Here is a 14,913-nt window from a genome sequence, read left to right on the forward strand (position 1 = left end):
TCACGGCCATCGGCGTCACCAAGGACAGAACCGTCTTCCTGTCGTCTGCCACGCGAACGTCAGCCGTCCTGCCGCGTGAAGTGTCAGTGGCTCGTGCGGCGGCAGGGTGACGTCTCCCGGGCTTGGGACTGGTAAAGAAGCAATCATCAGCGCTAAGCGCCTGATCGTGGATGGCGAAGGTTCAGCGTGGTGATCGCTGGGCCTTCGTCGCGTGGTGGATCAGTGGCGTTGGCTGGAGAGGCCGGCGATGAGGTTCAGGCGGTGGCGTGGCGGGCCGGTACGCGGCCGTTCGACGTGCAGAGAGGGGCCGCTATGACCAGTATGGGTGCTATGTCTATGACGCCTAAGCCCGTCTCCCAGACCGTCGCCGGCCAGAACGAGGCTCTGCTGAACAGCTTGCCGTTCTCCGACTCCCAGGACTTCGAGGACGCGAATCGCGGCTTCCTCGGGAAGCGGTCCCCGAACGCCATCACCGACTCCGAGGGCGCGGTGGTCTGGGACAACGACACGTACGACTTCCTCCGGGGCGACGCGCCGGACACCGCGAATCCGAGCCTGTGGCGCCAGTCGACGCTCAATGCGATCCAGGGCCTGTTCGAGGTCGTGCCGGGTATCTATCAGGTGCGCGGCTTCGACCTGTCGAACGTGACGTTCATCGAGGGCGACACCGGGGTCCTGGTGCTGGACCCGCTGGTGACCGAGGAGACGGCCGCGGCCGCGCTCGCGCTGTACCGCGAGCACCGCGGTGAGCGGCCCGTCACCGGCGTGCTGTACACCCACCCGCACGTGGACCACTTCGGCGGTGTCCGCGGGATCACGACGCAGGAGGATGTCGACGCCGGCCGCGTGCCGGTGATCGCTCCGGCGGAGTTCACGGAGCACGCGGTGTCGGAGAACGTCTATGCCGGAACCGCGATGTCCCGGCGCTCGGCGTACATGTTCGGTGCGGCACTGGCCCGCAGCCCGCAGGGCGCGCTCGGCACCGGTCTGGCGCAGACCGTGGCGACGGGCAACATCACGCTCATCGCCCCGACGCTGGACATCACCGAGACGGGGCAGACCGAGACGGTCGACGGTGTGCGGATGGTCTTCCAGATGGCCCCCGGCACCGAGGCGCCGGCCGAGTTCCTCGTGTACTTCCCCGACCACAAGGCGCTGTGCGCCGCGGAAGACGCCACCCACACGCTGCACAACCTCCTCACGCTGCGCGGCGCCCTGGTCCGCGACCCGCACGCCTGGTCGAACTACCTCACCGAGACCATCGACCTCTTCGGTGGCGAGGCGGAAGTGGTCTTTGCGTCCCACCACTGGCCGACCTGGGGCAACGAGCGCGTCGTGAGGTTCCTCTCCGAGCAGCGCGACCTGTACGCCTATCTGCACGACCAGTGTCTGCGGCTGATCAACAAGGGTTGGACCGGCATCGAGATCGCGGAGGAGCTCAAGCTCCCGCCCGTGCTCGAACAGGCGTGGCATGCCCGCGGCTACTACGGTTCGGTGAGCCATAACCTCAAGGCGGTCTACCAGCGCTACATGGGCTGGTACGACGGCAACCCGGCACATCTGTGGCAGCACCCGCCCGTCGAGCAGGGCAAGCGGTACGTCGAACTCGGCGGCGGCGCGGACGCGGTCGTCGCCAAGGCCCGTGCCGCGTTCGAGGAGGGCGACTTCCGCTGGAGTGCGGAGATCCTCAGCCACGTCGTGTTCGCCCAGCCCGACCACCTGGTGGCGCGAGAGCTGCTGGCCGACACCTTCGAGCAGCTCGGCTACGGTGCGGAGAACGGCGTGTGGCGCAACATCTACCTCTCCGGCGCGACCGAACTGCGCGAGGGGAAGTTCGGCACACCGACCGTCTCGGCGTCCGCAGACGTCGTTTCCGCCCTCACCCCGGAGATGCTCTTCGACGCCATCGCCATCCAGATCGACGGCCCCCGGGCATGGGAGGAGAAACTGACCATCGACATCGTTGTGACCGACACTGGCCAGCGGTACCGTCTGCGGCTGGCCAACGGCGCTCTCACCTACAGCCCGGCGGCCCAGAGCGGTGACGCGGACGTCACACTCGCGACGACGGCGCGGGCCCTGCCATCGCTCGCGACGGGAGGACTCAGGGCCGACGCTCTCGCGAAGGCGGGTATCGAGGTCACCGGCGACGCCTCCGTCCTGTCCCGGCTGGCTGGCCTCCTCGACCCCGGCGACCCGGACTTCTCCATCGTCACGCCCTGACCTGACCTGGGCGCGATGCGCTGTGCGGCTGTGGGTGAGGAGGGTGGGCCTCCAGCCCGGTGCGGATCTGGGCTTCCAGTGCCCTGTGCTGGTCGTGGGCCGCTGCGAGCGGGGCGGTCAGCGACGGGATCACGATGTCGAGGGTGCCGGTTCCCGGGACTACGACGGTCTGTTCGTCGAGGGTGTCCAAGACGTCGTCGATCAGCCGTGCGGCCAAGTGGGGTGGGTCGAGGTGGTTGTCGCCGCCCTGGTCAGGGGGTGTCCGGCGTTGCGGGTGGCGCCGGCGGGCGTCCGCTCTCCTGGTGGAGGAGGGCGGGCGCCCGCCGTGCTGTATTTCTTTGACGGGTCAGCAGTTGATGATCAGGCCGGTGAGGACGGTGCAGTTGGCGGTGGCGGTGTCGTTTGCGGGGTTCGGATCGGTGGGGCTGCTGGTGGTGCGGGTGGCGTTGGCGGGCAGCGAGCCGAGGGAGAGGAGGTTGAGGCGTGCGGTGAAGGTGTTGGTGGCGGTGGCGGCGTTGGCGAGGTCGGTGAAGGTGCAGGCGACGGTCTTGCCGGCCGGGTTGTAGGTGCAGTTGGCGGGCAGGCCGGTGACGCTGCTGGTCTGGGCGGGGAGGCTGGTGGTGACTGTGCCGCCGGCGGTGGTGGCGGGCCCGTTGTTCGTGGCGGTCTGCCGGTAGGTGATCGCGCCCCCGAGCAGTGGCGGTGCTGTTGCGGTCAGCCCCACGGCGATGTCGGCCTCGCTGGTGACCTGGAAGGGAACACTGGCGGGGGTGAAGACGCTGTTGTCCCGGCCCACTGCCCCGTCCAGCCTGAGGGTGTGGGTTCCCGGGGGTGCGTCCTGGCGGACGGTGACGGTCAGGCGGGCCTCGGCGGTGGCGCCGGCCGGGATCTGGCGTTCGGGGATCCGGTACAGGGCGACGAGGATGTTCCCGTCGTCGCCGAACTCGCAGGTGGGTGTCGGTCCTGTGACCGGGGTGCAGCTGCCGGGCACGTCGAACAGGGACGCGTCGGCGACGATGTACATCGCTGCGGGCTGGCTCGTGTCGGTGTTGTTGGTGATGCTCGTGGTGAAGGTGACGGTGTCACCCGGCTGTGCGGACGTCGTGGACATCGTCAGAGTGCTGTGCTGGCTCCGGGCGACCACGGTGTCGGCGGCTGCGGCCTGCGGGGCCAGGAGCACAGCCGCAGTGAAGATCGCCGCCATCGGGGCGAACCAGCGGAGTAAAGGGTTCTTGATCATTGGGTCTCTCTTTCGTTGTGCGCGGCCGTGGGCGTGCCGGGGTGTCCGGCTCACCCGCCGGGTCCTGGGGTACTCGGTGCTGGGCTGCGGTCGTGGCTGGCGGGGCGGTCAGGTGCAGTTGATGATCAGGGAGGTCACCGCGGTGCACTTGCGGGTGGCGGTGTCGTTGGCCGGGTTGGGGTCGGTGGGGCTGCTCGCGGTGCGGGTGGCGGTGACCGTGTAGGTGGTGCCGAGGCTGAGGAGGGCGACCGGTGCGGTGAAGTGCCGGGTTGTGCTCGCGCCCGGTGCGAGGGGGCCGGTGGTGCAGGTGACCTTGCCGGCGGCGACGGTGCAGTCGGGGCTGGTGGCGGTCATCGGTGCGGGCAGTGGCGCCTCGACGGTGCCCGCGGCCAGGGCGTCGGGTCCGTTGTTGGTCAGGGTCAGGGTGTAGTCGATGCGGCCGTTGACCAGGTTCGGTACCGGGGTGGCATCGAGCTGGACACCGAGGTCCGCCTCCTCGGGTACGGCGTCGACGGGCGTGATGGCGACGGCGCCCGGCCCGGCCCCGGTGGGGTGGGTGGCGGTCACGGTGTTCGTCGCGGTGTCCACGACGCTGACGTTGTCGTCGCCGAAGCTCGTGACGTAGAGGTGGGCACCGTCAGGGGTCACGTCGACCGCTGTCCCCGAACCGCCGGGCAGGGTGGTGTTGCCGACGACGGTATTGGTCGCGGTGTCGATCGCCCGGACGACTCCGACGTCACCCTGGGAAACGTAGGCGCGGGTGCCGTCCGTGGAGAGCGTCACGGAGTCGGTGGTACCCGGGGTGGACACCTGGGTGAGCACGGTGTTGGTGGCCAGGTCGAGTACGAACACCTCCTGGGCCGTGGTCACATAGGCACGGGTCCCGTCCGGCGTGAGCGCGATGTCGCTCGTTTCGCTGCTGGTGGGAATGGTCGCGGTGACCGTCCTGGTGGCGGTGTCGATGACGGAGACCGTGTCACCGAAGTAGTCGGCGGTGTAGGCGCGGGTGCCGTCCGGGCTGATGGCCACCGCCAGCGGATTCGCACCGACGCCGATGGTGGAGACGGTCGCCCGGGTTGCCAGGTCCACGACCCGGACGCTGTCGGCGTCGGCGTCGGCGACATACGCTTCCGCACCCGAAGGGGTGACCGCGGCATCGTAGGGAGAGGTTCCGGCCGGGATCGTGTCGGTCACGGTGTTGGTGGTGGTGTCGATGACGGACATGCTGTCCGCCTCGGAGTTGATGACGTACACCTGTTCCCCGTCGGGGGCGACGGTCACGCTCGTCGGGGCGTTTCCGACGGGGACCGTGGCTACGGTGGTTCCGGTGACCGTGTCGATCGCGGTGACGGTGTCGGCGCTGTAGTTGGCGATGTAGGCCGTCGGGTTCGCGGGGGCGGCGGCGACGGCGGTCGCGGCCGTGCCGGCGGTCAGCCCGGCGGCGGCCAGGGCCACGGCCATCGCGGGGACCGCCGCCCTGCGGAGCAGACCGCCCCAGTACCGGGCGGTCACGGTGGAACTGTTCATGACGAGATCTCCTGTTCCTGGCCCGCTCCGTTCACGCGGGCCCGCACGGATCGGCTCCGCAGCACTATTCGTGCAGCGCAGCCCGGTCTTCAGCCGAGAACTCCACCGGCGTGACGGAGCTGTTGCCCAGCGGTCCTAGGCGGGGTGACGTCCTGTCGGTCAGACTCTGGACCTTGGCCGCTGCCGGAAACACGAGCCAGCGGAGACGACCCCCATAGCATTACGTTCGGTTATCAACTCCCACTTTCGGTGATGTCGGCGCGGTGATCCTTCCCGTGTTCCGCGACCGGTTCAAGGGCGCGATCGAGCCACCCCGGCCCTCTACGCGTCCCGGGCGAGCGAACGAAAGTCCCTCATGGGGAATGGCTCATAGACCAGTTGGACGCTGAGAGAGCGCGGGCGGGAAGGCGGCGCGGTACATAGCCCGTGCGTTCCTGGGGAATGAGCCCGTCAGCCCCTCACAGCAGGGCACCGGCCGCGCGGGTGCCCCTGCCCTTCACGGAGTGGAGAAGTGCGTGTCCGACACGGTCATTAAGGTCACCGACGGCTCGTTCGCCACCGATGTCCTGGAAGCCCCCGGCCCGGTTCTGGTGGACTTCTGGGCGGAGTGGAACGGACCGAGCAAGATGATCGCGCCCGTTCTCGACGACGCCGCCGCGGCGTACGCCGGAAGGCTCACCATCGCGAAGCTCAACATCGATCAGAACCCCGACACAGCCCCGCAGTACGACGTCAGGGGTCTCCCCACGCTTCTGTTGTTCAAGAACGGCCAGGTCGTAGCGACCAAGGTCGGGGCGCTGTCCGAGGGACAGCTGGAGGATTTCCTCGACGCGAACCTCTGACCCACAGGGCCCGGAATCTCAGGAGGTTCCCGTGATCCGTACCGTTCTCGCCGCCCTGACCGCCCTGGCCCCGGTCTGCATCGGACTGGCTGTTTGCAGCACCGGCCCACGCGCAGGCCGGTGACCTGGTCTGCCTGCCACCCACCAGCTCGTCCGTCACGTTCAGCCCCGCGCTGACCACCACGCCCCAGGACGTCACCGTCACCACGAACACCCTGTTCGGCCCGTGCACCTCCACCACCGTTCCCGGCATCACCTCCGGCACCTTCCACGTCCCGGGCCGCAGCTGCCTGACCCTGGCTGGGTCGGGGTCCTCGGCCTCCACCATCACCTGGAACACCGGGCAGACCAGCACCCTGTCCCTGAACTACACCACCACCATCGCCGGAGCCGTCTACACCTCCGTCCTCACCGGAACCGTCGTCGGCCTGGCCGACCGGTCCCCGGGCCTGCTGAAGGTCCTGCGTAAGACCGATCCGGAGTACGTGCTGCTCGACGGGACGCCTGTACCGCCTTGCTGGCTGATGACTACTGCTGACCGCTTTCGAGTTGATGCGGAACACGGGAGACCCGGAGCTCTTTGAGGTCGGGGATGTGGTTGTAGAGGGTGCCCACCGAGACTCCGAGGAGGGCGGCGATGGTCTCGATGCTGTTCTCCGGATTGGGCAGCATGTCGCGGGCGGCGCGCAGCAGCTTGTCGTTGACGACCGAAGGCCGGCCGCCGACGCGGCCTCGGGCCCGCGCGGCGGCCAGGCCCTCGTTGGTGCCCTGCACGATCAGCTCCCGGATGAACTCCGCGAGGGCTGCGAACACGTGGAAGATCAGGCGGCCGCCGGGCGTCATGGTGTCGAGCTTCTCGTGCAGAGAGGTGAAGCCGATCTGGCGCTTGCGGAGTTCGGCGACCATGTTCACCAGGTCCTGGAGGCTGCGGCCGTACCGGTCCAGGGAGGGGACGACGAGGGTGTCCCTGGCCTGGAGGAAGGCGTGGCACGCCTTCAGTTCCGGGCGCAGGTCGTTCTTCCCGGACTTCTTCTCGGGGAAGATGCGTCGGCATCCCGCGAGGGTGAGCGCGTCGATCTGCCGGTCGAGCTTCTGCCCGCCGGTGGAGACCCGGGCGTAGCCGATGCGGATCTCGGTAGGGCGGGCCGGGAAGATGCCCAGGAGGTCGTCGTCGGCGCCGAGCGCTTCCGTCAGGGTGTCCACGGACCCGATCGTCCCATTTCCGGCCCGCGCGATCCGGGCTTTGAGGTCATGCCCGGTCGAAGAGGTCGGCGCTCCCGACCGGCGTCCGCTCGCTTGGGCCAGGTTGGCGGGGTACCTCGCGGCCCTGCTGGAGCCACAGCCGCTTGACGGTGTCGTAGATCGGCGAGTCGGACTCCATCCAGTACGCGCCGGACAGCTGCGCGAATCCGGCGGGTGCGGGCGGTGCCAGGGCGGTGGGCTCCATGTGCGGTCCAACGATCCGAACGCAGTCGGGGTCGCGGGACGTGACCTGATCGTCATCACAAAACCAACGTTTTCTGAGGATCGGCCGCAAGTCACCGAAAGTGGCTCCGGAGCCTTCAATAACTCCCTCAAAAACCCCCGTCCCTCAAGAACACCCGGGCACCCTTAGATGAGGAAATCCGGGCCCCTCTGGCCGTATCTGGATCATGTCCGGCGTCCTCGCGCCACAGGTTCGGGCACAGTTCACCCGGACGCGTGGAGGCGGGCGCATGTTCGGGCGCGATGGTTCTGGCACCACTGACACTTCGGTCCATGGGGAGGGTGTCGGCGGAGAAGCGCCGGGCGGCCGTCGACCGGCTGTCCAGGCTGCGCGAGGACGAGGCGCTCACGGCCGCGCACGTGCGCACGGTCGCGGACGGGCTTGAGGTGTCGGAGCGGACGGTGTGGCGCTGGCTCGCGCCACCGAAGCCGACCGCGCCCGCCGCCCGCCCGCGCTACGAGCTGAGCGAGACCGACCGGGCGGCGCTCGCCTTCTACCGGGGCAACGTCGCCGCGGTCCTCCGAGCCCGCCGCGCGGTGACGGACGGGGACGGCACGACGGCCGGGGCGCCGGTGCCCGACTTCCTCGCCGAGGGCTGGGCGAGCGCGAAGCCGGTCGCGGAGCGCACCCTGTACCGGGCGTTCGCCGACGGCCTGCCCCCGGCGGAGCGGGCGGCGTGGAAGACCGGGGAGGCCGGACGCCGTGCGGGCTCGGTCTACCTGCGCCGCCCGGACGCGCTGCGCGGCCGGTGCTGGGAGATGGACCACAAGCAGCTCCCAATCCTGGTGCTGCCGCCGAAGGGCAAGGCCCTCGCGCCCTGGCTGACCACCGTGGTGGACGACGGCACCCGGGCCCTGCTCGGCTGGGCCATCGCCACCGCCCCGACCTCCGGCACGGTCCTCACCGCGATGCGCATGGCCCTCACCCACGAGCCGGACGTCTCGCCGTTCGGCGCGGTGCCCGAACTCGTCCGCATCGACCGGGGTCTGGAGTTCGCCGCCGGCGCGGTCAAGGAGGTCCTCGGCGGCCTGGCCGTGGTCATGCACCGCCTCCCGGCGTTCCAGCCGCACCGCAAGGGCAAGGTCGAGCGGCTGAACCTCACCATCGAGCAGATGCTGATCTCCCAGCTCCCCGGCTTCACCGGCGGCCCGCGCGACGCCGGCGGGAAGCTGTACGGGCCGATCAAGGACTCCGTGGCCGCCCAGCATGCGGCTGAGAGCGCCGCCGAAGGTGACGGGCCGCTGCGCCTGGAGCGGTTCGTGAAGCGGTTCGCGGACTGGGCCCGCTGGTATAACACCGCCCACCGCCACCGGATGCTCGGCGGCCGCACCCCGCTCCAGGCGTGGGAGGACGACCCGGCCCCGCTGCGGCGGATCGGCGCCGACCAGCTGCGTCACCTCATGCTCGCCGGGGCGGAGCGGATCGTGCAGAAGGACGGCATCAACTTCCACGGCCTGGCCTACGTCGCCCCCGAGCTGTACGGGCGCGGCGGGCAGCGGGTCCAGATCCGCTACCTGCCGCACGACGACCGCACCATCGAGGTCTACCTGGGGACCGAGCACCTGTGCACCGCCTACCCCACCGGGCAGCTCACCCCCGCACAGACCGACGCGTTCCGCGAGCACGCCCGCGCCGAAGCCGAACGCCTCGGCCGGGAACGGCGCCGCGCCACCCGCCAGGCCCGCCGCACCCTCGCCCCCATGACCGGCGACAGCGCGCCCGCGGAATCCCGGCTCGTGGCGGCCGCCGACGGCCGTACCCGCACCCAGCGCGACCGCGACGCCGCGCTGGCCGCCCGAGCCTCCACCAGCCTGCTCGGACTGATAGACCCCACCGCCCCCGCCGACCCGGAGAGCTGATGCCGCGCCACTTCGTCGACCTGACCGGGGCGGCCGCCCTGCCCACCGGCCACTTCCAGATGACCGCCCGGATCGTCCGCGACCTCGTCGCGCACGCGGCGACCGGCGTCGTCCACGGCCCGGCCGGCACCGGCAAGACCTTCGCCGTCGAAGCCGCCCTCGAAGCCCTCGACCAGCTCCCCGCCGTCGACCGGCCGCAGGTGTGCCTGCTGACCTTCCCCTCCCGCCCGACCATGCGCATGATCGCCGACCAACTGCTGCGCGAACTCACCGGCGCGGACACCCCCACCTCCCGCAACCGCTTCGACCTCACCACCAAACTGGTCGGCCTCCTCACCACCCCGATGCGCCTGGTCGTCGTGGACGAGGCCCAGCGGCTGAACGGCGACTGCATCGAGCTGCTACGCCACCTCCACGACCACCCCAAGACCCGCTTCGCGCTGCTCTACGTCGGCGGCGACGGCTGCTGGGAAGTCCTGTCCAAGGAGCCGATGCTCCGCTCCCGCGTCTTTCGCCGGCTGCCCTTCTCCCCGCTCGCCCCGGCGAAGGTCCCGGCCCTGATGCGCCGCTACCACCCGATCTACGCCGATGCCCCCGACGAACTGCTGGTCGAGGTCGACAACTCCTACGGCCACGGCACCATGCGCGACTGGGCCGTCTTCACCCACACCGCCGCCGCCCTGTGCGCCGAGCAGAACCTGACCACCGTCGACGAGACCACGGTGCACAACGCCTACTCCCTTCTCGGCGGCGGCCTGCGTGACTGAGACCCTGCACGCCGCCGAGCAGACGGAAGACCCCGCCGCCCAGCCCGTCGTCCCGCGCCGCACCGTCCGCGTCGTCATCGACGCCGGCGACGACCCCAACCTCAACCGGCGCCTGGCCGCGCTCGAAGCTCCAAGCCGCATCGTGGTCCGCCCCAACCCCGTACGCTCCACCACCGACCTGGTCTGGGACATCCTGGCCGCCGCGGGCAAGAACCCCGCCGCCGTCCACTCCCCGCGCCTGAGCGTCACCGACGCGTGGAAGGCCGTCGCCGCCTGGTTGAGCTCCGCCCACGTCACCGACATCATCGTGGAACGCGCCCACCGGCTCCTGCCCGGCGAGCCGCTCGACCTCGCCAAGCTCGCCGACCGCATAAACGCCGACCTGTGGCTGATCTGGTCCTCACCCGCCGACCCGACCCGGACCTGCAACTCGATCGAGAGCCTCGGCCGCTCCCGCCGCAACGGCGGCCGCATCCCGCCCAGCGGCCCGCACCGCCACGTCCGGGTGATCGGCATCAGCATCTTCCACGACCTGCTGCCGCTGCCCGCCCCGGCTGTCCGCCAGCCGCTCAACCCCGACGAGCACGCCGACGTCGATGCCGACTGGCCGGCCCTGCCGACCGTCGACTTCCCCCTCTTCCTCGCCACCTGCCACCGCCGCCTCGCCGGAGACACCTTTGACCAGCTCAACATCACCTACCGCGCCGAAGCCAATCGCACCGACGAGTTCGTACGCCGCCACCGCCACGAGCTGACCCCCAACCGGACCACCGGAGAGTTCCAGCGGCAGCTGAACTCCTACCTACGCGATGAACGACTCGGCACCGCTGCCAGCCCACGCCTCGCCCTCATCCGCCTCCGCGCCATCCAGGCCGCCCTGCTCACCCGCGGCGTCCTGCTGCGCTGGCAACCGGCCGCCCTCGGCCCCGCCGCCCCCGACCGGCTCACCACCTGGCTCACGCCCGGTATCTGCCGTGCCCTGCGCGCCACCGTGTCCACCCACGCCGCCGCCGTCACCGTGCTCTCCCTGCACCTGACCGCCGCCCCCGACCGCTTCTCCCACCTGCTGTGCCGCAACGTCGACGAACACGGCCGGTACCTGTACCTGCCGACCTTCGCCGACCACGCCCTCTACCTCCGCGCCGACTGGGCCCACCAGCTCGACCGCCGCGAGGAGGACGAGTGCCCCAGCTACGGGCACACCACCGGCAAAACCCTTCTCCCGCCGTACGCGGCCGACATCGTCGCCGCCCACCTCGCCCACCGCCGCGCGGACGGCGCCGGCACCCGCCGCCGCTTCTTCGCCGACCCCAAGGACCCCACCCTCGACGCCTCCAACCGGGCCCTGACCGAGATGGTCCTGCGTACCTGCCGCCGCATCGGCGTCGATCCGATCTGGCTCCACCGCGGACACTGCGAAGTCGCACAGCTCGGCTCCGGCCCCGCCCCGCTCACCGACTGGATGTCCGTCCGCCGACTCGACGTGAAAATCCTTTCCGACCGGGGAGCGGCCCTGTGACCGGCCCGTACAAGCCTCCGCGCCACAAGCCCCGCAGATGGGGCGAGGAACTACGGCGCCGCCAGCACAACGCGGGCATGTCCGCCTGGGAGCTCGCCGACCTCCTCGGTGTCCACGAACACGACATCTCCCTGGACCACCTGCCCAACCAGCCGCTGCACGTCGTCCTCGAACTCGCCCACCGCCTGGACCTCCACCCCGCCGACCTCACCCCGTACGCCGCCGACGTCTACCGGCGCCCCCTCTTCCTCTCCACCCAGCAGCCGCCCGAGCCGACCCCTGGCACCGACACGGACGCCGTCGCTCTGCTCAACGCGCTCGCCCACGCCGGCCGCCCCCTCACCGCCGACTTCCTCGCCGAGTCCCTCAGCTGGGACCTCGACCGCGTCAGCGACGCCATCGAACGCGCCTGGGCCTACCCCCACCTCGCCGGGCCGTACGCCCTGCGGCGCGCGGCCCCTGCCCACTTCACCCTCAGCCCGCGCCTGGACGTCCTCACCGACCGGCAGATGAACTGGGTCCACCCCGCCAACCACACCGAACCGTGGCGCCACCCGATGGACTCGCATTACCGGCCGCTCCAGCGCGACGTGCTCAGCAGTCAGGACGCGGCCGTGCTGTTCCAGGCGTCCTACGAGGGCTCCGTCTCCACCGATCCCGAGGAGCCGACCGCGGCCACCGTCGCGGGCCTGCTCGACGCCGGACTCCTGGTCCGCGCAGACGACGGCACCGCCGTCCTGGCCGACGACGTCCGGTACAGCCTCCGCCTCACCGACGCCGACGACGTCAGCACCTACTGACACGCCTCATGGCAGAACCACTGACATCCAGTGGCAGACTCCGCTGACGTTCCGATGGCAGACGACACTTCCGTGCATCCACCCCAGGCGCCTACCGAAGACTCCGGAACGACGATCAAGGGGCCGCCCATCGACCGAACCCACACCAGCCCAGTGCGGTCACAGCGATCAGTGTCATGAGAAGCATCCATGCGCGCAGTCTGCCGCCCTCCACTGACACCACTCGGCGGCCAGAGCCTGGCCGACCTCCCACCGCTCAAGCTTCGGTGACAATCGCTCAAAGTTCGATGACACAGGACAATGAACAGCCATTGCGCCGCTTACCCGCCTGCGTGTTGCACTCCCACCGTTGCGCGATTCATGCGCGATCAGGAGAGCGATTCAACGCGCGATCGGGTATGCTGTCTATTGGAGGTGACCTCTGTGTCCACTGAGAACGAGCTGTTCAGTGCCGTCGATGCGCTGCTGGAGCAAGTCGCGCAGGACGATCTGCCGGACCCTGCGGAGCGCAGGCGTCTGCGGGAGGCGGCGGGCCTGAGTCAGGCGCAGATCGCCACAGCGCTGAACGCCCGCCGCGAGGCCGTGGGGAACTGGGAGACCGGCAGGACGGAGCCGCGGCCGCCGAAGCGCGCCGCGTACGCCCGGCTGCTGGAGCGCCTCACCGCCCGCTTCCCCGCACCGGCCGCCGACGCGCCCGCCGCGCCCCCGGCGCCGGTGGTCCCGGAGGCGTTCACCGGCCCTGCGCCCGTCCCTGCCCCGGCGCCCGAAGCGCCGGCGTCCCCGGCGCCGGCCCCGGTTGCTGCCGTACGACCGGCGCCCGCCGCGAAGGCCGCTGTGTCGTCGCGGCGCCCGGGTGCGAAGAAGGCGGTGGCGAAGAAGACCACGGCGGCCGCGACCGCCGACGTCGACCCGCGCTTCGAGAACGGGCCGCTCGCGGTTGTTGACGCCGACCCGGACGGGCAGGTGTCGGCGTACTGCGTCGGCGGCCTGGTCCTGGATGTGCCCGCCAAGACGATCCCCGCGCTGGTCGACTGGACGCTGACCGAGGCCCGTCTCGGGCAGGCCCGGCTCCACCGCAACGGCCGCGACGCCGACCCGATCCTCGTCCTCACCGCGGCCGCGCTGGCGCGCTACGGTCTGCCGGTCGCCCTGTCGGAGGAGGAGCGGCACGCGGGCCGGCTCCCGTCGGGCCACAAGGTGGTCAAGCAGATCACCAAGGCCGGGCTCCAGATGAGCCAGCGTGGCTTCGGCCCGTGGGCCCGCATCTACCGCGACCCCGAAGGCTCGAGGCGCCGCTGCGTCCAGCTGTGCATCCTGCCCTGGAACGCTCTGGACGCCCGCGAGTGGGACAAGAAGGACGACCCGCAGCTGCCGACGATGCACCCGGCCGAACTCGTCCAGTACCTCGGCCTGTACGCGGCCCGGGTGATCACGCCGCGCGGCAGCACCGCGACGACGGGCCTGGAGCTGATGACCGCGCTGCGCCCGCCGACCCGCGCGGAGAAGAACGAGGCGACCGGCGCGTTCGAGCGGGCGTTCAACGACGACGCGATCACCGCCAAGTACGACGTCGTGCCGTGCGAGGTGCCTGACGAACACCCGATCCTGAAGGACGCGGGGTTCGCCCGCCACCACATCCGTACTCCGGCCGAGATGCTGATGGAGGAACCGTACGACTGGTGCCGGCCGCTGACCGACGAGGAGTACAACCAGCGGTACCTGGTCTGCGTCGACATCAACATGTCGTTCGCCGCGGCCGCGAACAGCCTCACGGTCGGGCTGAACGGGCCGACCCACCTGGAGAACAACCCGACGTTCGACCCGGCGCTCCCCGGCTCGTGGCTCGTCGACCTCAGCCACGTCGACCTGTCCCGCGCCCGGGTCAACGGCCACACCGTCGACGGCTCCCGGCTGCCAAGCCCGTTCACACCGCAGGGCACCCGCCCCGAGGGCCCGGCCTGGTACGCCACGCCCACCGTGCAGTACGCCACGGAGCTCGGCTTCGACGTCGCACCGATCGAGGCGTACGTCCGCACCCAGACCGGCCGCTACCTCGACGCCTGGTACAAGCGGCTGCGCGACGCCTACGTCGACACGATGGCCGACATGGGCGTCACCACCGACCTCCAGGGCCAGGAGTTCCTCGAGGCGATGGCGCGGCGCAAGCAAGTCGACCCGACGATGGCGCTGCTGGAGACCGCGATCAAGGCGACCGCGAAGGGTGCGATCGGCAAGCTGCGCCAGCGCTCCCGGGGCCAGGTGCCGTACTACGAGCCCTACCCGGCGCTGGACCGGTGGACATGGCGCCCCGACATCCGGGCCGCCGTGCTCGCCGCTCAGCGGGTGGGCCTGCACCGCAAGCTGATGAAGACGGCGGCCGCCGCCGACCTGTACCCGGTCGCGATCGGCACCGACGCGATCGTCTACCCCTCGTCCGGGCCCTCGCCGCTGGACGTCCTGCCGCAGACGCCCGAGGGCAAGCCGGCGCCGGGCACGTTCCGGCTCGGGGTCTCGCCCGGGATGGTCAAGCACCAGGGGACGCAGACCGTGCTGTGGGCGGAAACCCAGTTCGAGGAGCGCGGCGGCGTCTTCAACCTCGCCAACCTCATCAAGACGGCCGACCCGACAGCCGGAGAAGGGGAGTAGCAGG

At 70.6% G+C, this 14,913-nt stretch carries 11 protein-coding genes and 1 pseudogene; 7 read left to right on the forward strand and 5 right to left on the reverse strand.

Annotated features, from left to right (window positions below; all coding sequences use genetic code 11):
• The first annotated feature begins 336 nt into the window (after positions 1-336).
• Positions 337-2,223, forward strand: a complete 1,887-nt coding sequence (locus tag PZB77_RS31050; protein ID WP_275496381.1) for an alkyl sulfatase dimerization domain-containing protein — start codon at positions 337-339, stop codon at positions 2,221-2,223.
• A gap of 40 nt (positions 2,224-2,263) precedes the next feature.
• On the opposite strand, the pseudogene PZB77_RS31055 reads toward PZB77_RS31050, so the two are convergent.
• From PZB77_RS31055 to PZB77_RS31065, 3 genes and pseudogenes are all read right to left on the reverse strand, one after another.
• Positions 2,264-2,446, reverse strand: a pseudogene (locus PZB77_RS31055) (IS110 family transposase); the annotation flags it as partial.
• A 123-nt stretch (positions 2,447-2,569) separates the two neighbouring features.
• Positions 2,570-3,463 carry a hypothetical protein gene (locus PZB77_RS31060; protein ID WP_275496354.1) on the reverse strand — a complete coding sequence of 298 codons (894 nt, stop codon included), beginning with the start codon at positions 3,461-3,463 and terminating at the stop codon, positions 2,570-2,572.
• 108 nt (positions 3,464-3,571) lie between these two features.
• The gene (locus PZB77_RS31065; RefSeq protein WP_275496355.1) at positions 3,572-4,990 is read right to left on the reverse strand and encodes a cytochrome D1 domain-containing protein; all 1,419 of its coding nucleotides are present in this window, start codon (positions 4,988-4,990) and stop codon (positions 3,572-3,574) included.
• 515 nt (positions 4,991-5,505) lie between these two features.
• Here PZB77_RS31065 and trxA point away from each other — a divergent pair.
• Complete coding sequence (gene trxA / locus PZB77_RS31070) at positions 5,506-5,832, forward strand: thioredoxin TrxA (RefSeq protein ID WP_275496356.1); 327 nt, start codon at positions 5,506-5,508, stop codon at positions 5,830-5,832.
• A gap of 528 nt (positions 5,833-6,360) precedes the next feature.
• Here the strand turns inward: trxA and PZB77_RS31075 are convergent.
• Together PZB77_RS31075 and PZB77_RS31080 are read right to left on the reverse strand one after the other, a co-directional pair.
• The gene (locus PZB77_RS31075) at positions 6,361-7,026 is read right to left on the reverse strand and encodes a recombinase family protein (protein ID WP_275496382.1); all 666 of its coding nucleotides are present in this window, start codon (positions 7,024-7,026) and stop codon (positions 6,361-6,363) included.
• 55 nt (positions 7,027-7,081) lie between these two features.
• Complete coding sequence (locus tag PZB77_RS31080; RefSeq protein ID WP_275496357.1) at positions 7,082-7,279, reverse strand: hypothetical protein; 198 nt, start codon at positions 7,277-7,279, stop codon at positions 7,082-7,084.
• A 311-nt stretch (positions 7,280-7,590) separates the two neighbouring features.
• On the opposite strand from PZB77_RS31080, the gene PZB77_RS31085 reads away from it, so the two are divergent.
• The 5 genes from PZB77_RS31085 (at position 7,591) to PZB77_RS31105 (ending at position 14,909) form a co-directional block, all read left to right on the forward strand.
• Entirely contained in the window at positions 7,591-9,177 is a 1,587-nt protein-coding gene (locus PZB77_RS31085; protein ID WP_275496358.1) for a Mu transposase C-terminal domain-containing protein, read from the forward strand.
• Positions 9,177-9,944 carry an ATP-binding protein gene (locus PZB77_RS31090; RefSeq protein ID WP_275496359.1) on the forward strand — a complete coding sequence of 256 codons (768 nt, stop codon included), beginning with the start codon at positions 9,177-9,179 and terminating at the stop codon, positions 9,942-9,944. The genes PZB77_RS31085 and PZB77_RS31090 overlap by 1 nt, the downstream gene beginning before the upstream one ends.
• Positions 9,937-11,463: a hypothetical protein gene (locus PZB77_RS31095; RefSeq protein WP_275496360.1), complete on the forward strand. Its 1,527-nt coding sequence runs from the start codon at positions 9,937-9,939 to the stop codon at positions 11,461-11,463. Before PZB77_RS31090 ends, PZB77_RS31095 begins: the two co-directional genes overlap by 8 nt.
• Complete coding sequence (locus PZB77_RS31100; protein ID WP_275496361.1) at positions 11,460-12,263, forward strand: hypothetical protein; 804 nt, start codon at positions 11,460-11,462, stop codon at positions 12,261-12,263. The genes PZB77_RS31095 and PZB77_RS31100 overlap by 4 nt, the downstream gene beginning before the upstream one ends.
• 423 nt (positions 12,264-12,686) lie before the next feature.
• Positions 12,687-14,909, forward strand: a complete 2,223-nt coding sequence (locus tag PZB77_RS31105; protein ID WP_275496362.1) for a helix-turn-helix transcriptional regulator — start codon at positions 12,687-12,689, stop codon at positions 14,907-14,909.
• Positions 14,910-14,913 lie beyond the last annotated feature (4 nt).

The sequence above is a fragment of the Streptomyces sp. AM 2-1-1 genome, from assembly GCF_029167645.1.
Classification (GTDB): Bacteria; Actinomycetota; Actinomycetes; order Streptomycetales; family Streptomycetaceae; genus Streptomyces.

What these genes read in the sequence shown, in the direction of transcription:
- PZB77_RS31050 (WP_275496381.1), top strand. Translation starts at nt 337, where the DNA reads ATGACGCCTAAGCCCGTCTCCCAGACCGTCGCCGGCCAGAACGAGGCT.
- PZB77_RS31060 (WP_275496354.1), bottom strand. Translation starts at nt 3,463, where the DNA reads ATGATCAAGAACCCTTTACTCCGCTGGTTCGCCCCGATGGCGGCGATC.
- PZB77_RS31065 (WP_275496355.1), bottom strand. Translation starts at nt 4,990, where the DNA reads ATGAACAGTTCCACCGTGACCGCCCGGTACTGGGGCGGTCTGCTCCGC.
- PZB77_RS31080 (WP_275496357.1), bottom strand. Translation starts at nt 7,279, where the DNA reads ATGGAGCCCACCGCCCTGGCACCGCCCGCACCCGCCGGATTCGCGCAG.
- PZB77_RS31085 (WP_275496358.1), top strand. Translation starts at nt 7,591, where the DNA reads ATGGGGAGGGTGTCGGCGGAGAAGCGCCGGGCGGCCGTCGACCGGCTG.
- PZB77_RS31090 (WP_275496359.1), top strand. Translation starts at nt 9,177, where the DNA reads ATGCCGCGCCACTTCGTCGACCTGACCGGGGCGGCCGCCCTGCCCACC.